The following is a 17,569-nucleotide window of genomic DNA, read 5'->3' as shown; positions in this document are numbered from 1 at the left end:
TCCGGGCGCAATCACAAGCTACAAGCGCGGCGAACGGCGTTGAGGCGACCGAAGCACGATGAAGGCGAGAGGCAGTTAAGATGGGCGGATTTTTAGGCGGAATGATCGCGGGGGCGGTCGTTGTAGCGCTGCTTGGAGCGGTACTATCCCTGAACACCCCTTTGACCCGAAAACCGGTAGTATCCGCAGAGGCACCGGAACCCGCGTCGGCCGAGGTTCCTGAAGTCAGCACGGACGCCGCTGAGTCAATTGCAGATGCCGATCTGGTAACCCTGCCTCCGGTTTCGGTGGATGCCTCTGCAGAACAGACGGACAGTCTGGCCGGGCTGGCCGAGGTGGAAATCGCTCCGGACACCGAGCCCAAGATTAGCGTGGTGGTCGCACAGGTCGAAGCCCTGGAAACCACCGAAACGTCGGAGGTGACCATCTCGGCCGAGGCACCGGTCGTGCCTCAGGCACCTGCACCCCTGCAGCACTTACCGAACACCGAGGATGAGCCGGTTCTGGCAGACGCCGCGCCCGAGCCACCGGCACCCGTCGTGGAAGAGGAAACCGTTGTCGAGGTTGAGCCGCAGCCTGAACCCGAAACTGTCGAGATACAACCAGAGCAGCTGACGCAGCCGGAAGTTGCTGAGACACCGACGGAACCCGAGCCGCAGCCGGAAATTGCCGAAACACCCACCGAACAGGAGCCTGAAGTAGCGGCGCTGCAGCCAGAGCCTGAAACGCAGCCTGTCGCGGCGGAACCTCAGGAGCCGAAGGTAAAGCCGCTAGAGGACAACCCGATTGCTGTGGAAGGTGAAGAAGACCCGCAATTGCGGAAATTGCCCCGGATCGCGGCCGTTCCGCAGATTGGCGGAGCGGAGACAGCAAACACAGGCCTCACCATCGGCAAGCGCGTGGTTCCTTTGACGGAACGCGATGATACGACGGAAGCAGGACCTGACCCGGTAGAGATCATCCAGCCTGGAAAACCGATTGATGCCTACGCCGCCAAGTTCGACAACCCCGAAGCCAAACCCCTTATGTCGATCATTCTGATCGACGACGAGGGCGCGTACGGGGCCGAGGCGCTGCAAGACTTCCCGTATCCGCTCAGCTTTGCGGTCAGCCCGTCCGATCCGGAGGCAGCTGAAAAGATGGCTAAACACCGTGCAGCCGGTTTCGAAGTGCTTGCCCTTGCTGACCTGCCCCGGGCCGCCAGCGCTCAGGACGCCGAGGTATCGTTGGCGGTCTGGCTGGAAACCCTGCCGGAAACCGTTGGCATTCTGGAAGGCGTGGACACGGGAATTCAGGGCAACCGCAAACTTGCCGATCAGGTCGCCGCCATTGCCGGAGATACCGGCCGTGGTCTGGTCACGCAGGATAACGGTTTGAACACTGTACAAAAGCTGGCAGCGCGAAACGGCGTCCCATCGGGTGTCATCTTCCGCGACATCGACGGGGCGCGTCAGGATCCCAAGATCATGCGGCGTTTTCTGGACCAGGCCGCGTTCCGCGCCGGCCAGCAGGGAACGGTGGTGATGCTGGGACGTTTGCGCCCCGACACCATCTCGGCTTTGTTGTTGTGGGGTTTGGAAGACCGGGGCAGCCGTGTGGCGATGGCTCCGATCTCTGCGGTCATGATGAAAGAAGCTCAGTAAGGCCAGAAAATGTAAACGGCTGACCGTTGGGGTCAGCCGTAAATCTTAAGAATTGCCAGATCCTGTGAACCGGGCGGCATCTGCTGCGGCGCGCCGGATGGCGTTGGATTTGTGGACCGTTTCCATGAATTCAGCCTCGGGGTCGCTGTCATAGACAACACCGCCGCCTGCCTGAATGTACAGTTTCTGATCCTTCACGATGGCCGTACGCAGGGCGATACACATGTCCATGTCACCGCCTGCACTGAAATACCCGACACCGCCGCCATAAATGCCACGCTTTTCCGGCTCCAGTTCGTCGATGATCTCCATCGCGCGTACCTTCGGAGCACCCGACACAGTGCCCGCAGGCATTCCGGCAAAGAAGGCATCCAGCGCGTCTTTGTCCTCGGCCAGTTCGCCGACCACGTTCGAAACGATGTGCATCACGTGGCTGTAGCGTTCGATGATGAACTCTTCGGTCGGTCGCACTGTCCCGATCTTGGAAACCCGACCCGTGTCGTTTCGGCCCAGATCCAGCAGCATCAGGTGTTCTGCCAGCTCTTTCTTATCGGCCAGCAGGTCGACCTCGTTAGCCTTGTCCTCTTCGGGGGTGGCACCGCGCGGGCGTGTACCTGCGATGGGGCGGATTGTGACTTCGTCCCCGAAGACGCGCACCAGAATCTCGGGGCTGGCCCCTACGACCTGAAAGCCACCGAAATTGAAGTAGAACATGAAGGGCGACGGGTTTGTGCGCCGCAATGAGCGGTAAAGAGCGAAGGGTGGTTGGGGGAAGTCTTGCGTCCAGCGTTGCGCCGGGACCACCTGAAAGATGTCGCCCGCGCGGATATATTCCTTAGCCTTCTCAACCGCTTCCATATAGCCGGATTTGGTGAAGTTCGACACCGGTGGAGCCACCTCGGACGCGTCACCCAAATCCCGGGTTTCGGCTGGCATGGCGCGTTCCAGATCGCGCACAGCATCCATCACGCGTTCTGCGGCCTGAGCGTAGGCCGCCTTGGCGGATTGCCCTTCACTGACCCAAGCCGGGGACACTACCGTGACTTCGCCCTTTACACCGTCGAGCACCGCGATGACCGACGGCCGCAGCATGATCGCATCGGGCAGGCCAAGCGGGTCTGGGTTCACATCAGGCAAGTATTCGACCAGACGCACCATGTCATAGCCGAGATAGCCAAACAGACCCGCAGCTGCCTGTGGCAGGTCATCTGGCAGGTCAATTTTGCTTTCGGCCAGCAGCGCCCGCAGGTTGTCCATCGGGTTACCGTCCTGCGGCGAGAACGCCTCGGGGTCGAACCGGGCCGAGCGGTTCAGTTCAGAGGATTTGCCGTGGCAGCGCCAGATCAGGTCCGGTTTCATGCCGATGATCGAGTACCGGCCGCGAACCTCACCACCGGTGACCGATTCCAGCATGAACGCGTCTTTTTGCGCGCCCGTCAGCTTGAGCATCAGGGAAACCGGCGTATCCAGATCAGCGGCAAGGCGGGTGTATACGACCTGGTTCTCGCCAGCTTCATAAGCGCGTGCGAATTCGTCAAAATCGGGGGTCAGGGCCATATCCGGTCTCTTTTAATAGCTGGCCTGAACGGCATTCAGGGCCTGCTGATCCACGACGGGACGGGCACGGACCTGCGCATCGCGGACGTAGGCGTCAAAGATATTTTGCGCCAGCGCCTGGTCCAATTGCGCCGCCAGCGCCTCTTGCACCTGACGCAGCTCATCTGTTTCGGCAGGCGGCAGCAACTCGTCCACGCGCACGATGAATGCGGTACCGGCACTCGGAATGACGCGCAGGTCACCTTGTTCCATTTCAAAGACCTGCGTCATGAAGTCTGCGGGTACGTCTTCCAGGAAAGCAGTGCGGGTCAGGGCGTTTTCCACCCGGAAAGGTAAGCCGGTCACTGTGAAATCACCATCGGCTTTCACTTGCTCCAGAACAGTGTTCGCCTGTTCTTCCAGCGCCTTGTTGGTTTCAGCGAACGTCCATGCTGCAACAACGCGGTCGCGCGCGGTGTCCAGAGGTTCTGGCCGCGGCTCAAGCACCTCGTTCAGACGCAGGGCAAAGATGGATCCGTCCTCAAGGAACGCGACCTCAGGGAAATCGCCGTCCTGCACGGCTTCGGCGGCACTGCGGAAACCTTCGTAGGCTGCAACGCCATCTTCGCTCTGGCTGGTCCAGTCGATCTGGCCCAGCTCCATTTCAGTCTCGGCACCCAGCTCTTCCAGCGTTGCACCGCCCGCCAGCAGATCGTTGATATCCTCGGCCTGTGCTTCGATCAGGCGACGCGCGCGATCTGCGGCCAGCTCCTCACGCAGGGCGGCGGCGGCATCTTCGAACGGGGTGTTGTTTTCGGCAAGCGAACCGTTGATCCGGAACAGTGCGGGGCCAAATGTCGAAGGCAGCGGGCCGACCACAGCGTCCAGTTCGGCGGCAAACACGCCATCGGCGGCGTCGCCCAAGTCTTCACGGGTGACATCGCCAAGATCGATATCGCTCAGCTCCAGCTGACGATCCCGGACCAGTTGTTCGAAAGTTGTGCCGCCAACTTCAAGCTGCGCCATGGCGCTTTCGGCCTCATCCTCACTTGGGAAGGTGAGGCGCTCGACCAGCCGACGCTCAGGCTGTTGGAATTCAGCCGAACGCTGATCATAGAGGCGCTTTACCGCGTCCTCGTCGATTTCCACTTCGTCCAGCAACATTTCGGGTGACAGGATCGCATAGGTCAGCTTTTTGGTACGGGGCAGGGTGAACAGGTCGGTATTCTCGTCGTAATAGGCCTGAACCTCTTCGCCGGTCGGCTCGGCAACGGGCGCAAGCAGCGCATCCGGCGCTACGGTGGCGACGGTAAAACTGCGACGCGCGCCGACATAATCCGTCAGCACCTGTGTCAGGGTTTCCGGCATCTTCACACCGCTGACCACTGCGTTTTGAACGATGGTGCGGGATGTTTCCTTGCGCAGGTCCGATTCGAACTCGGTATCCGACATACCGACCTGATCCAGTTGGAACTGGTAAGCGTCACGGTCAAACGTGCCGTTGACGCCTTGGAAAGCGGGAATAGAAACGATTTCCTTTTGCAGGTTTTCATCGCCAATCGAGATGCCGAGCAATCCGACCTCATTATCCAGCGCGGCCAGCGCGGTCAGGCGCGACAAGGCCAGCCGGTCCAGACCGAATTCCATCGCCTGCGAAATCTGTATGGGTTGACCCGTCTGTTGCTCAACAGCGCGGATCTCGCGCTGCAGCTCACGGACATAATCGTCGACCGAGATATCCTCGTTCCCGACTTGGGCCACGGTGCGAACCGTGCCGGTCAGGCTGGTCGCGCCAAATCCAGCGAGGCCAAGCATCAAAAGGCCCATGAGAATCCAGACAAAGGTCTTCGATAGGTTTTTCATGCCTGCGGCCATGGTGCCCTCTTCGTGCTTATTCGGCAGGTATCTGCCCTGTCGGTTGCGGCCCTGAATACGACGCGCACCGTCGGGGGGCAAGATCAGAAGGACAGCGCCTTCAGCCGTTCGAACAATTGGCCCAATCCGGCGCGGTCAAGATTGGCGAATGCGATGCGCACCTGACGTTTACCGGCCGGATCGTTTTCGGGCATGAACATGGTTCCGGGCAGCAGCAGAATGCCCGCCTCGGGCACCAGACGTCTGGCCAGCTCGTCCGAGGGGATATCGAACGGGTGCTCGAAATAAGCAAAGTAAGCGCCCAGACCCAACAGCCGCCAGCCCTTGTCGGTCAGGCTTGGCAAAAGCTCGGAAATTGCAGCGCGTCGATCAAGGATTTCATCCCGCTCGCCCGCAAGCCACTGAGACAGGTTCCGCATCCCCCAGAGGGCTGCGTACTGGCCGATCTGACCCGGGCAGATGGCGACGGTATCCAGAAACTTCTCGATCTCGGACAGCAGTCCCGAGTGGGTTGCAATCGCGCCGACGCGGTGACCGGTCAGACGATACGCCTTAGAAAACGAATAAAGATGGACCAGCGTTTTGTCCCAGTCGGGCTGACTGAACAGCTCATGAGGTGGACCGGTGCGGCTGTCGAAATCGCGGTAGGTCTCGTCCACGATAAGGCGTATACCCACCTCTTGCGCCAGGTCGAAGAACGCGCGCACAAGATGGGCTGGGTATTCAACACCGCCCGGATTGTTAGGGGTCACCAAAACAATGGCGCGGGTTTTGTCGGTGATCAGCTCTCGTGCCCTTTTGGGATCAGGCAAAAGGTCATCGCCCGTGGGCAAATCCACGGCCCGGACACCAGCCATGTCCAACCACATTTTGTGGTTAAAATACCAGGGCGTAGGCAGGATAACTTCGTCATCCTGATCGGTTATGGCGGTGATTGCAGCGGAAAAAGCCTGATTGCAGCCCGAAGTGATCGCCACCTGATCACTGGCAATGGTCGCATCATAGTGGAAACCGATTTGCCGGGCGAGCTCGGCGCGAAGATCAGGGTTGCCCAAAACCGGACCGTATAAATGGGCGCTGTCTTCGGTTACGGCGAATTCGGCCAAAGCTTCGCGCAAGGCCAAGGGCGGCGGGTCGACCGGAGCTGCCTGACTGACGTTTACGAGCGGCTGGTGGTCAGGAAAGTCCACGCCCTCCAGCCAGCGCCGCGCCTCCATCACCGGAGGGGCGAAGGTTGCGGCGGTGCGTGTCCGTGTCATGCGAGATCTCTGATTTGAAGACGGGGCGCGTCAGTCGGTGCCGCGATAGGGCTCGACATATTGCAGGGCCATATCCCAGGGGAAGAAAATCCAGGTGTCCTGGCTGACCTCGGTGATGAACGTATCAACCATCGGGCGGCCCTTAGGCTTGGCGTAAACCGTCGCGAAATGCGCCTTGGGGTAGAGGTCGCGCACCAGTTCCAGCGTTTTGCCGCTGTCGACCAGATCGTCGATGATCAAAACGCCCTCGCCATCCCCCATCAGCTCGGCATCGGGGGCTTTCAGAACTTCTGCCTCGCCTTGTTCCTGATGGTGGTACGAGCGCACGCTGATCGTGTCGACGGTGCGAATGTCCAACTCACGGCTGACAATCATCGCAGGGGCCATACCGCCGCGGGTGATTGCCACAACAGCGCGCCAGGCACCGTCATCCGGGCCTTGCCCGTCCAGACGCCAGGCCAATGCGCGGGAATCACGATGGATCTGATCCCAGCTGATGTGAAACCCTTTTTCGTGGGGCAGGCGGTCCTTGGCACTCATGTCATTACCCCTTTTCAACGTCCGGTGCGTCGACGGCCTTCATGCCGACGATGTGATAGCCCGAATCTACGTGCAGATTCTCGCCGGTCACGCCGCTGCTGAGATCGGACAGCAGATACAAAGCCGATTTGCCGACATCGTCGATGGTCACGTTGCGGCGCAGCGGCGAGTTGTACTCGTTCCACTTCATGATGTAGCGGAAGTCTCCGATGCCGCTGGCGGCCAGAGTCTTGATCGGACCCGCCGAGATCGAGTTGACACGAATACCGTCCTTGCCCAGATCCTCGGCCAGATATTTGACCGACGCCTCAAGCGCGGCCTTGGCGACACCCATCACGTTGTAATGCGGCATCACCTGCTCGGCACCGTAATAGGTCAGGGTGATTGCGCTACTGCCTTCGGACATCATCTTTTCGGCGCGCTGCATCACCGCGGTGAAGGAATAGACCGACACATCCATGGTGAGCTTGAAGTTCGCGCGAGACGTGTCGACATAGCGGCCACGAAGTTCGTTCTTGTCCGAGAAACCGATGGCGTGAACCACGAAGTCCAGCTTGCCCCATTTCTCTTCGAGAGATGTGAACAGCGCATCAATCGATTCTTCGTCACTGACGTCGCAGGGCAGGACGATTTCGCTGCCAAGTTGCGCAGCCAAAGGATCGACGCGTTTCTTAAGTGCGTCCCCTTGATAGGAAAAAGCCAGCTCTGCTCCGGATTCGGACAAGGCGCGGGCTATTCCCCATGCGATTGATTTATCATTGGCCAGTCCCATGATGAGGCCGCGTTTGCCGGCCATCAACTGATTTGACATGTTCGGTTCTCCGCCTGTCTTCGCGTCATGTCTGGATGGTTTATGCCATTGGATGCGCTGCATCAAGGCCGTGCGCTCTTGCCCGTGGCGGGTTCTCGCCCTAGGGTGGGCCACAATAGTTTCCAGGGGATGGGAATGAGCGAACGTGACGGCATTTTCGCCGGCACCGATCCGTTTGTGATAGCGGAGCGGTGGCTGGCCGAGGCCAAGGAAAAAGAACCGAACGATCCGAACGCGATTGCGCTGGCGACCGTGGACCCGGATGGTATGCCGAACGTGCGCATGGTTCTGTTGAAAGAGATCGAACCGGCGGCTTTTGTCTTTTACACTAACTATGAAAGTGCCAAGGCGGCCGAGCTGGACAGCGCAGGCAAAGCGGCTTTTGTGATGCATTGGAAATCTCTGCGGCGGCAAATCCGAGTTCGTGGTACAATCACCAGAGAAAGCGGGCCGCAGGCGGATGAGTATTACGCGTCCCGCTCGTTGAAAAGCCGACTGGGGGCTTGGGCATCCAAGCAATCTCAGCCGCTTAGCAGCCGGTCAGCTCTGATGGCTGAGGTGGCCAAGGTGACGGCCAAATTGGGTCCGAACCCACCACGTCCGCCTTTCTGGGGTGGCTACAGGCTGGTGCCAACCGAGATCGAATTTTGGGCCGATGGGGCGTTTCGGTTGCACGACAGGTTCCGGTGGCAGCGGGATCAAGAGGGTTCCGACTGGCAAATACAAAGGTTGAATCCATGACGTTCGCGTATCGTGAAATGCAAGCGACTGAAACAAAGGGATTTTTTCAGCTTGAATTTGCGGGCCATTCCCATACACATCGGACCCTTAACGAAATGATAATTTTCGCGATGGGAACGCCGTGCCAGAAGATCTGAACAACATGTACCGCGTCCGTGGACACGTGAAATGGTTCGACCCTGCAAAGGGTTACGGATTTGTCGTGTCTGACGAAGGCGGTCCGGATATTTTGTTGCACGTCAACGTATTGCGCAACTTCGGTCAGAGTTCGGTTGCGGATGGTGCTGGTATCGAGATTATGACTCACCGCACCGACCGTGGTGTTCAGGCGGTCGAAGTCATCAGTGTTGATCCGCCTGCGCGCACGGACACGATGATGCTGGCAGATTTTGCCGAGCTTGATCCGGTTGAGATCGCCGCAGCCCCGCTGGAAGCTGCGCGCGTCAAGTGGTTCGACAAAGGCAAAGGCTTTGGTTTTGCCAATGTTTTTGGTCGCGGTGAAGACGTATTCCTGCATATCGAAGTCTTGCGCCGCTCGGGGCTGTCAGACCTGCAACCGGGCGAAGCGCTTGCGATGCGAGTCATTGATGGCAAGCGTGGGCGAATGGCCGCACAGGTTCTGGCCTGGGAAGCGGCACTGGATGACTGAGTGATTCATGTCTAAGCTTGTTCCGGGTCTTGTTGTATCTTTGATGCTTTGGTCCGGAATGGCTTTGGCAGAGTGTCGACCGGATCGGGTCGATATTCGAAACGACTCGGCACAGATTCGATTCAATATTGAACTCGCGGTCACTCCGCAGGAGAGGTCGCGGGGCCTGATGTTCCGCGAGAACCTTCCCAACCGCTCGGGCATGTTGTTCGTTTTTGATCCGCCTCAGCCGGTCGTATTTTGGATGAAGAATACGCTGATTCCCCTGGATATCATTTTTCTCGACCGATCCGGCGTGGTGACTCGTGTCCACCAAGGGGCGATTCCCGAAGACCTGACGCCGATTGAAGGCGGCGATTCTGTCTTTGCGGTGCTCGAAATCAACGCGGGACTGGCGGCGCGCTACTCGATTAAACCGGGAACCGAGATGCGGCATGAAATTTTTTCGCAAGGTCCTGCAATTTGGTCCTGTTAGGGCTTTTCAAATCAGATCGGCATCGTTAGGAAGGCGCACGGTCCGGGGCGTGGCGCAGTCTGGTAGCGCACCTGTTTTGGGTACAGGGGGTCGTAGGTTCGAATCCTGCCGCCCCGACCACTCTTTTCACTTACGTTGGTGAACCACCCATCGCTTGGTAAAGCGCGCCAAGCGCCTTATCGAGTGTTTCGCTTTCCACCGGTACGCGGACCGATGGGCCGTTTCTTTGTGGTACATTGAAGAACAGCTCGGCATCCACGCGGTAGCCCATATTGTTCTTGGTCGACGTCAGGCGCATTACGCTTTTGGGCAGGTCCTGCGGATAGCCGTCATAGTTGAGAATCAGAAAAGCCGTTGTTTCCGGAGGGAGAAGCTCGGTACATTCGAAAACCCGATTCCCAACATTTTCAAACCGCTCACCGGGGCCGTCGCAGCTGATTTCAAACGTATCGAACAGTTTTTCAGGGTAATTCTCGAATTGGGCACTGCGAGTAGGCGGGGGCACATCTTGTGGTGTGCAGGCCACGATCAGAGCCAGAACCGGAAGAAAGCGTAACGATAACATCAGTTCTGATTCCTTTTACTGATTACGCTCAAAGCCCGAACTGGCGCATGGCTTCGGATGAGCTCTGCCCTGATTCTTAAACAGCCTACCCATCTTAGCGTTGGTTTATCAAATGCCGATAACTATGCCGGGAAACAGGGTTAATTCGTCTGGAGTTTTTCAAAGGCGCAGTGGATGAACCTGTGGAGGAATCGGGCCTCAGCGCCGCGCAGGCGGGTGTCAGAATTCGGTCAACACAAAAGATATCAAAAATGGCTTAAAAATGGCGTTGACGATCTATGGGTAGATACGCCAAGTTGTATGGGCCGGAAGCGATGCCACAAAATCTGGTAGAAAAACCAGGGTAGGGCACAGGGCGAGGGTCGGAAAGCACATCATAGTAACGTGCAACCGTTAGGTCGGTATTGCGCTGCGGAATGCAGCGTCCGGTCTATTGCGCCTGAATTATTACGGCAAGGCGATCGGTCCGTGTCTCTGGACCAGATGCCAACGGACAAGTTGATTGAATCTAGGGCGGCGGACATGAAGATTGACAGGAAATTTACGAAACCGGGGCAGGATGCTTACGCAGATCTGGACTTTGTCTCTGCGACCTCCGAGATCCGAAACCCGGATGGCACAATCGTCTTTCGCCTGGATAACATCGAAGTGCCCGCGCGCTGGAGTCAGGTTGCAAGCGACGTTATTGCCCAGAAGTATTTCCGTAAGGCGGGCGTGCCGTCCAAGCTGAAAAAGGTCAAGGAAAAGGACGTTCCCGAGTTCCTGTGGCGCTCGGTCCCCGCGGAGGGCGCTGAGTTCGATGGCGAGACGTCTTCCAAGCAAGTGTTTGACCGTCTGGCCGGTGCATGGGCCTATTGGGGCTGGAAAGGCGGTTATTTCTCGACCGAGGAAGACGCACGCGCCTATTTCGATGAGATGCGCTATATGCTGGCAACCCAGCGTGCCGCACCGAACAGCCCGCAGTGGTTTAACACCGGTCTGCACTGGGCATACGGAATCGATGGCCCGGCGCAGGGGCACCACTATGTCGACTACAAGACCGGCAAGCTGACCAAATCGAAATCCGCTTACGAACATCCGCAGCCGCACGCATGCTTCATCCAGTCCGTCGATGATGATCTGGTGAACGAAGGCGGCATCATGGATCTGTGGGTGCGCGAGGCGCGCCTGTTCAAATACGGCTCGGGCACCGGGACCAACTTCAGCCATCTGCGTGCAGAAGGCGAGGCGCTGTCGGGTGGCGGTAAGTCCTCGGGCCTCATGGGCTTTCTCAAGATCGGCGACCGCGCCGCTGGCGCGATCAAATCAGGCGGAACAACCCGTCGAGCAGCAAAGATGGTAATCGTCGATGCAGATCACCCCGACATCGAGCAATTCATCGAATGGAAGGTGATCGAAGAGCAGAAGGTGGCCTCGATCGTTGCCGGATCGAAGATGCACGAGAAGATGCTGAACGGCATTTTCGAGGCCATCCGCAGCTGGGACGGCGCGCAGGACGACGCGTATGATCCCAACAAGAATGACGGCCTGAAGAAAGCGGTTCGCGAAGCTAAAAAGGTTGCGATCCCCGAGACTTACATCAAACGTGTTCTCGATTACGCCAGACAGGGTCACGACAGTATCGAATTCCCGACCTATGATACGGACTGGGATTCGGAAGCCTATAGCTCGGTTTCGGGCCAGAACTCGAACAACTCGATCCGTGTAACCAACGCGTTCCTGACGGCTGTTGAAAAAGACGCCGATTGGGAGTTGATTAACCGCACCGATGGCAAGGTCTCCAAGACCGTCAAGGCGCGCGACCTGTGGGAAAAGGTTGGCCATGCGGCATGGGCCTGTGCCGATCCGGGCATCCAGTTCCACGACACCGTCAACGAATGGCACACATGCCCCGAAGATGGCGCGATCCGCGGTTCGAACCCATGCTCGGAATATATGTTCCTCGATGATACGGCCTGTAACCTGGCGTCGATGAACCTGCTGACCTTCCTCAAGGATGGCGAGTTCCAGGCGGCGGATTACATGCACGCTTCGCGTCTGTGGACCCTGACGCTGGAAATCTCGGTGACAATGGCGCAGTTCCCGTCGAAGGAAATCGCGCAACTGTCCTATGACTTCCGCACCTTGGGTCTGGGTTACGCCAATATCGGCGGTCTGCTGATGAACATGGGCTACAGCTATGACTCCGACGAGGGGCGGGCGATTTGTGGCGCACTGACTGCGATCATGACCGGTGTGGCCTATGCAACCTCGGCAGAGATCGCCGGTGAGCTTGGCCCGTTCAAAGGTTATGAGCGCAACGCAGACCACATGCTGCGCGTCATCCGCAACCACCGCCGCGCATCGCAGGGTGTGACCGAGGGCTATGAGAAACTGGCCGTAAAGCCGGTGCCTCTGGACCACGACAACTGCCCAGACAAGCGTCTGATCGATCTGGCCATGTCGGCTTGGGATGAAGCGCTGAGCCTCGGCGAAAAGAACGGCTACCGCAACGCGCAGGCGACTGTGATCGCACCCACCGGCACCATTGGTTTGGTGATGGATTGCGACACCACCGGGATCGAACCTGACTTTGCTCTGGTTAAGTTCAAGAAGCTGGCCGGTGGCGGTTACTTCAAGATCATCAACCGCTCGGTGCCGTCGGCGCTGGAAAAGCTGGGGTATTCCTCGTCTCAGATTGAAGAGATTGTGGGTTATGCCGTTGGTCACGGCACAATCGGCAACGCGCCGGGGATCAACCACACCTCGCTGACCGGCCACGGGTTTGGCCCGAATGAGCTGGCCAAAGTGGATGCCGCGCTGGAAAGCGCCTTCGACATCCGCTTCGTCTTCAACCAGTGGACGCTGGGCGAGGATTTTTGCACCGGCGTTCTGGGCATCCCGGCGACCAAGTTGAACGACCCGACCTTCGACCTGCTGCGCCACTTGGGCTTTACCAAGGCCGATATCGACGCAGCGAACGACCACGTCTGCGGAACCATGACGCTGGAAGGCGCGCCGCACCTGAGGGAAGAGCACTATTCGATTTTTGACTGCGCCAACCCTTGCGGCAAGAAAGGCAAGCGTTTCCTTGGGGTTGATAGCCACATCACTATGATGGCCGCGGCGCAAAGCTTCATCTCGGGTGCGATCTCGAAGACGATCAACATGCCGAATGACGCAACCATCGAGGATTGCCAGAAGGCTTACGAACTTTCGTGGTCGCTGGGTGTGAAGGCCAACGCGCTCTATCGCGACGGCTCGAAACTGTCGCAACCGCTGGCGGCGGCGCTGGTCGAGGATGATGATGAAGCGGCCGAAGTGCTGGAAAGCGGATCGGCGCAGGAAAAAGCAGTCGTCTTGGCCGAGAAAGTGATCGAGAAGGTTGTGGTAAAAGAAATGATCCGCAGCCATCGCGAGAAACTTCCGCATCGCCGCAAGGGCTATACCCAAAAGGCAATCGTGGGCGGTCACAAGGTTTACCTGCGGACCGGTGAGTTCGAGGACGGCAAGCTGGGTGAGATATTCATCGATATGCACAAGGAAGGCGCTGGCTTCCGGGCGATGATGAACAACTTTGCCATCGCGGTGTCGGTCGGTCTGCAATACGGCGTGCCGCTGGAAGAGTTCGTGGATGCCTTTACCTTCACCAAGTTCGAACCGGCAGGGATGGTGCAGGGCAACGACTCGATCAAGAACGCGACTTCGATCCTGGATTACATCTTCCGCGAACTGGCCGTATCCTATCTGGACCGCACCGATCTGGCCCACGTGAAGCCCGAAGGCGCAACCTTCGATGATCTGGGTCGGGGTGAAGAAGATGGCCTGTCCAACGTGTCCGAGATAAGCGATAGTGCTGCGTCCAAGTCTTTGGAAGTGCTGAAACAAATCAGTTCGACCGGATACCTCCGCAAGCGCCTGCCGCAGGACCTGATGGTCTTCAATGGCGGTCAGGCCGAGGTGAACGGCATGGCCGAAACCGCGCCCACATTCGAGGCGCCTGTTACGGAAACCGCGGTAGCAACCAGCATGGATGCCCGCACCAAGGCCAAGATGCAGGGCTACGAGGGCGATCCCTGCGGCGAATGCGGAAACTACACTCTAGTACGGAACGGAACCTGCATGAAATGCAACACCTGCGGCGCAACCAGCGGGTGTAGCTAAGGCAAACGCCCCGCCACGCGGGGTGTAGGGATCAGGATTTCCCCTCGGACATCCGATCCCGACGAACACGGAGCAAGGCGCCAAGACTTACCAAGGATGCCTTGTTCCACTCGGTCGACATGCCCGTGTTGGCCGGGAACAGGGTGGGGCGGAATATTTGCTCCCTCCCACTCTTTCACGGGGCGGGTGCGCTCGTCCCATGCGCAGTCCAGGCCGCAGGCAAAAAAACACCGGGCGGTCAACGAAATGAGCCTGGAAGGCGAAACTGACAGGGGGCTTCGGCCCCCTTTCTTTTTGGGCTGCCGACTCGCCGGTTTAGGCAGGGCCTTGCCGGATCGGGTAAGGCGCGTCGGGCAAGATTCGCCGAAACTCGTTTCGCGCATTTCGTCCAGCGGTTGATTGCGGACGCGACTCAGACAAACACGCGGAGAATAGCGCGAATTCGGTTGCTTCGACAGTTTGGGGTGACGGCGTAGGGCCAATGGGTGTTTCTGGTGCCTGTCCGGACGCAAAACACACATACAAATCTAATCAGGAGGCATCACAATGAAACCGCAAAACCTCGCACTCATTTCCGCAATCGCAATTGGTCTGCCGGCACTGGCTTCGGCGCAGGCATCAGCAGATACAAATGGCGATGGAGTTCTGACCATCGAAGAGGTTCAGGCTGTTCTGCCTGAAGTCGACGCTGACGGTTTCTCGGCTATGGACGCAAATGGCGATGGTTCGCTGGACGCAGATGAAATTGCCGTCGCACAGGAAGCTGGATTGCTACCGCCCAGCAACGGCTGATCCTACGAAGGCATCGGCGGCCCGATCCCCTCGGGCCGCCTTATTTCAATTAGTTACGACGGTAAGTGAATGTTGAATCTGCCGCGAAGCTCGGCGTCCAGAAGCGGATCGAACCGGGCGGCGGACGGGTTGGACAGAATTTCTTCCTTCCGTTTGATCGCCTTTTGGATCAGGTCTGGTTTACCCAATTCCACCCATTCCTTAGGGGAAGACCGATCGCCAAAGGTCGGATAGACATAATCCGCCTGCATACGGCTGAGTGTGGCATCTGTTCCAAGATAGTGGCCCGGTCCGCCCAGGCAGACTTCGGCAATCTGATCCAGCGCCAGTGTTTCGTCCGTCACTTCGATCCCGCGCACGCAGCGCTGCGCCTGACCGATCAGATCATCACTAAGGATAAGGCTTTCAAAGCAGAAGCCCAGTAGTGAGGCGTGCATACCTGCGGCCTCATACACCATGTTCAGCCCGGAAAGTCCGGCCATGACGTTTGAGCACATCTGCTCCCATCCAGCCTGCATGTCTGGCAGTTTCGCGTCCGACGCTCCCGCTGCGGCACCGCCCGGTAGGTCGTAGAAATGGTGCATCTGGGCACAGCCAGCGGTCAGCAAGGCCTGCTCGCCCGAACCGATGGACATCGCGCCGGTGCGCAGGTCCAGACCGAAGGGCCAGGTGCCAAAAACTGCGGGCGCGCCGGGCTTTACGGCGTTTACATAAACCAGGCCGGCCAGGCATTCAGCTGTGGCTTGCGTGATCGCACCAGCGACAGTCGAAGGCGCGGTTGCACCAGCCATGCCGGCGGACAGTAGCAAGACGGGCATGCCGGCCTTAATGCACTCTTCCATCACTTCGCAGCTTTCCGTCGCGAATTTCATGGGGGGCACAACGAAGCAGTTCGAATTGGACATGAACGGCCGTTCGCGCCACTTATCCTCGCCACCGGCAATCATATGGAGCATTTCCACCGCGGGTGCGACGTGGCTCGGTTCGGTAAACGATGTGCCGATATGTTTGAACGTGCCGGATGTCGTTGCGTAGATGGTGTTCAGGTCCATCTCAAGGTTGTCAGCGATGTCGCGGCACACCATTGGACGCTGGACAAAGTGAATGTTTTCAAGTTGTTCGCAGATCCGGGAGGCGTCGTGCAGGTCCTGAACGGTTGAATCGCGGTATTCCTGTCCGTGAACGTCGACCATGCTGACGGCTGCGCCGGCGGTGCCATAGTGCACCCGGTTTCCCGACAGTTCCAGATCGGTTTTGCCGTCCCGACTGTGTAAAGTGACCGATCGATTGGCTTTGGCGATGGTGTCTTCGACCAAAGCCCGAGGGAATCGGATGCGGCCGTCATCACCCAAAATACACCCGGCGCCGACAAGGTAGTCGATCCCGCTTTGGGGGGCGTCGGCCAGGCCGATGGTTTCCAATGCAGTCAGCGCAGCTTCATGGATTTTTTCGACTTGTGCTTGGGTCAGCACTTTCAGAGTTCCGCCCTCCATTCCAGGACGAATGGGGCGCAGATGTTCCGGCAGTGCCGATGCACGGGCTGCACGGCGCGCGGCACGTCCGCCGCTGCGCGATGTGTTACGGGTTTGTTCGTTCATAGTTTAAGAGTCCGGTCGATAAAGTACGTTCAGGGTGAGTGTACTCAGACTGTTTCCGGCCGCCCCCGCGCGGCACGCCCGCGATCCGCACCAATGGTACGGCTGATCAGGCGAATTTTCCAAATGTCACTTTGCATGCGGGTCCTCAGTTGGTGAGGCGCAGTTTTTCAAGATGGGGAACAACAATCTGTCCTGTTTGCGACCTGAGGAGCCAAAAGCGAAGTGTTGTGCCTTGGCGGCATCACGTTCTTGCCCTTGGGTAAAGTTTTTTACCGAAGTTGGAAAAATCTGTTATGCTTCTATAACTTATTTAAGGCCGGTTTGTGATCTCAACTTATTGTTAAGGATTGCCGACCAAGTTTGATGTGACGGTCCCCGGTAACGACCTAGGCTTTTTGCAAGGTTATTTGGAGAGGTTGATGAAAGCCCTGACGACCCTCATTTTTGCTTGGACGGCGATCGGCGCTGTACCTGCTTTGGCCGAGGATTGGACAGGTGCATATGCGGGTTTCAGCTTTGGCTATGCGGATGCAGATGGCCCCGGCGGGTCCAGCGGAAACGATACGGTCTTCGGACCCCTCGTCGGCTATGACTATGACTTCGGCAATTTTGTTTTGGGCGGCGAGCTTGAATATAATCGTCTTTCGCTGGATTTGGGGCAGGGCGAAGGTAGCCTGGACAGCATGACCCGCCTGAAACTGCGGGGCGGCTATGATTTTGGGCCCGCCCTGGGTTATGTCGTCGTCGGCGCGGCCCGGTTGGACGCGTCGGAAGATAATGATACCGCAGCTGTCTACGGCATCGGCCTTGCCTACCCGATCGGCGAAAGCTTTGTGATCAGCGGCGAGGCCTTGCGTCAGAACTTTGACGATGTAACCCGGACCGAGGGCGGAGTTGATGCCAACGTTTTCAACCTCCGGACCACATTCCGCTTCTGATTCC

General features: G+C 58.3%; 14 protein-coding genes and 1 tRNA gene. 8 read left to right on the top strand and 7 right to left on the bottom strand.

Going from position 1 to position 17,569, the window contains the following annotated elements:
• Positions 1–80 precede the first annotated feature (80 nt).
• A complete protein-coding gene (locus tag ACR0J0_RS00400; RefSeq protein ID WP_480660374.1) occupies positions 81–1,643 on the top strand; it encodes a divergent polysaccharide deacetylase family protein in 1,563 nt (520 codons plus the stop codon).
• A gap of 45 nt (positions 1,644–1,688) precedes the next feature.
• Here ACR0J0_RS00400 and trpE read toward each other — a convergent pair whose 3' ends face one another.
• From trpE to fabI, 5 genes are all read right to left on the bottom strand, one after another.
• A complete protein-coding gene (trpE, locus tag ACR0J0_RS00395; RefSeq protein ID WP_480660372.1) occupies positions 1,689–3,200 on the bottom strand; it encodes an anthranilate synthase component I in 1,512 nt (503 codons plus the stop codon).
• A 12-nt stretch (positions 3,201–3,212) separates the two neighbouring features.
• Entirely contained in the window at positions 3,213–5,054 is a 1,842-nt protein-coding gene (locus ACR0J0_RS00390; protein ID WP_480660370.1) for a peptidyl-prolyl cis-trans isomerase, read from the bottom strand.
• Between the two features lie 83 nt (positions 5,055–5,137).
• Positions 5,138–6,313 carry an aminotransferase gene (locus ACR0J0_RS00385; protein ID WP_480660368.1) on the bottom strand — a complete coding sequence of 392 codons (1,176 nt, stop codon included), beginning with the start codon at positions 6,311–6,313 and terminating at the stop codon, positions 5,138–5,140.
• Positions 6,314–6,343: 30 nt separating this feature from the next.
• Positions 6,344–6,853, bottom strand: a complete 510-nt coding sequence (gene gpt / locus ACR0J0_RS00380) for a xanthine phosphoribosyltransferase (RefSeq protein ID WP_170424560.1) — start codon at positions 6,851–6,853, stop codon at positions 6,344–6,346.
• A gap of 4 nt (positions 6,854–6,857) precedes the next feature.
• The gene (gene fabI / locus ACR0J0_RS00375; protein ID WP_480660366.1) at positions 6,858–7,664 is read right to left on the bottom strand and encodes an enoyl-ACP reductase FabI; all 807 of its coding nucleotides are present in this window, start codon (positions 7,662–7,664) and stop codon (positions 6,858–6,860) included.
• A 135-nt stretch (positions 7,665–7,799) separates the two neighbouring features.
• Here fabI and pdxH point away from each other — a divergent pair, with 135 nt between their 5' ends.
• The 4 genes from pdxH (at position 7,800) to ACR0J0_RS00355 (ending at position 9,649) form a co-directional block, all read left to right on the top strand.
• A complete protein-coding gene (gene pdxH / locus ACR0J0_RS00370) occupies positions 7,800–8,405 on the top strand; it encodes a pyridoxamine 5'-phosphate oxidase (RefSeq protein ID WP_480660364.1) in 606 nt (201 codons plus the stop codon).
• A gap of 142 nt (positions 8,406–8,547) precedes the next feature.
• Positions 8,548–9,054 (top strand): cold-shock protein, encoded by a 507-nt coding sequence (locus tag ACR0J0_RS00365; RefSeq protein ID WP_174823325.1) that lies wholly within the window; start codon positions 8,548–8,550, stop codon positions 9,052–9,054.
• A 43-nt stretch (positions 9,055–9,097) separates the two neighbouring features.
• Complete coding sequence (locus ACR0J0_RS00360; protein WP_480661198.1) at positions 9,098–9,529, top strand: DUF192 domain-containing protein; 432 nt, start codon at positions 9,098–9,100, stop codon at positions 9,527–9,529.
• A gap of 43 nt (positions 9,530–9,572) precedes the next feature.
• Positions 9,573–9,649, top strand: a tRNA-Pro gene (locus ACR0J0_RS00355).
• A gap of 10 nt (positions 9,650–9,659) precedes the next feature.
• Here ACR0J0_RS00355 and ACR0J0_RS00350 read toward each other — a convergent pair.
• Positions 9,660–10,094 carry a hypothetical protein gene (locus ACR0J0_RS00350; RefSeq protein WP_480660362.1) on the bottom strand — a complete coding sequence of 145 codons (435 nt, stop codon included), beginning with the start codon at positions 10,092–10,094 and terminating at the stop codon, positions 9,660–9,662.
• 522 nt (positions 10,095–10,616) lie between these two features.
• On the opposite strand from ACR0J0_RS00350, the gene ACR0J0_RS00345 reads away from it, so the two are divergent.
• Entirely contained in the window at positions 10,617–14,237 is a 3,621-nt protein-coding gene (locus ACR0J0_RS00345; RefSeq protein WP_480660360.1) for a vitamin B12-dependent ribonucleotide reductase, read from the top strand.
• A gap of 546 nt (positions 14,238–14,783) precedes the next feature.
• Positions 14,784–15,029, top strand: coding sequence for an EF-hand domain-containing protein (locus ACR0J0_RS00340; protein WP_480660358.1), 246 nt, complete (start codon positions 14,784–14,786; stop codon positions 15,027–15,029).
• A gap of 53 nt (positions 15,030–15,082) precedes the next feature.
• Here ACR0J0_RS00340 and ACR0J0_RS00335 read toward each other — a convergent pair whose 3' ends face one another.
• A complete protein-coding gene (locus ACR0J0_RS00335; protein ID WP_480660356.1) occupies positions 15,083–16,627 on the bottom strand; it encodes a trimethylamine methyltransferase family protein in 1,545 nt (514 codons plus the stop codon).
• Between the two features lie 419 nt (positions 16,628–17,046).
• Here ACR0J0_RS00335 and ACR0J0_RS00330 point away from each other — a divergent pair, with 419 nt between their 5' ends.
• Positions 17,047–17,565 (top strand): outer membrane protein, encoded by a 519-nt coding sequence (locus tag ACR0J0_RS00330; RefSeq protein ID WP_480660354.1) that lies wholly within the window; start codon positions 17,047–17,049, stop codon positions 17,563–17,565.
• Positions 17,566–17,569 lie beyond the last annotated feature (4 nt).

The sequence above is a fragment of the Ruegeria sp. BF12 genome (genome assembly GCF_056538705.1).
This window is presented reverse-complemented; position numbering and strand designations above follow the sequence as displayed.

What these genes read in the sequence shown, in the direction of transcription:
- ACR0J0_RS00400 (WP_480660374.1), top strand. Translation starts at nt 81, where the DNA reads ATGGGCGGATTTTTAGGCGGAATGATCGCGGGGGCGGTCGTTGTAGCG.
- trpE (WP_480660372.1), bottom strand. Translation starts at nt 3,200, where the DNA reads ATGGCCCTGACCCCCGATTTTGACGAATTCGCACGCGCTTATGAAGCT.
- ACR0J0_RS00390 (WP_480660370.1), bottom strand. Translation starts at nt 5,054, where the DNA reads ATGGCCGCAGGCATGAAAAACCTATCGAAGACCTTTGTCTGGATTCTC.
- ACR0J0_RS00385 (WP_480660368.1), bottom strand. Translation starts at nt 6,313, where the DNA reads ATGACACGGACACGCACCGCCGCAACCTTCGCCCCTCCGGTGATGGAG.
- gpt (WP_170424560.1), bottom strand. Translation starts at nt 6,853, where the DNA reads ATGAGTGCCAAGGACCGCCTGCCCCACGAAAAAGGGTTTCACATCAGC.
- fabI (WP_480660366.1), bottom strand. Translation starts at nt 7,664, where the DNA reads ATGTCAAATCAGTTGATGGCCGGCAAACGCGGCCTCATCATGGGACTG.
- pdxH (WP_480660364.1), top strand. Translation starts at nt 7,800, where the DNA reads ATGAGCGAACGTGACGGCATTTTCGCCGGCACCGATCCGTTTGTGATA.
- ACR0J0_RS00365 (WP_174823325.1), top strand. Translation starts at nt 8,548, where the DNA reads ATGTACCGCGTCCGTGGACACGTGAAATGGTTCGACCCTGCAAAGGGT.
- ACR0J0_RS00360 (WP_480661198.1), top strand. Translation starts at nt 9,098, where the DNA reads ATGCTTTGGTCCGGAATGGCTTTGGCAGAGTGTCGACCGGATCGGGTC.
- ACR0J0_RS00350 (WP_480660362.1), bottom strand. Translation starts at nt 10,094, where the DNA reads ATGTTATCGTTACGCTTTCTTCCGGTTCTGGCTCTGATCGTGGCCTGC.
- ACR0J0_RS00345 (WP_480660360.1), top strand. Translation starts at nt 10,617, where the DNA reads ATGAAGATTGACAGGAAATTTACGAAACCGGGGCAGGATGCTTACGCA.
- ACR0J0_RS00340 (WP_480660358.1), top strand. Translation starts at nt 14,784, where the DNA reads ATGAAACCGCAAAACCTCGCACTCATTTCCGCAATCGCAATTGGTCTG.
- ACR0J0_RS00335 (WP_480660356.1), bottom strand. Translation starts at nt 16,627, where the DNA reads ATGAACGAACAAACCCGTAACACATCGCGCAGCGGCGGACGTGCCGCG.
- ACR0J0_RS00330 (WP_480660354.1), top strand. Translation starts at nt 17,047, where the DNA reads ATGAAAGCCCTGACGACCCTCATTTTTGCTTGGACGGCGATCGGCGCT.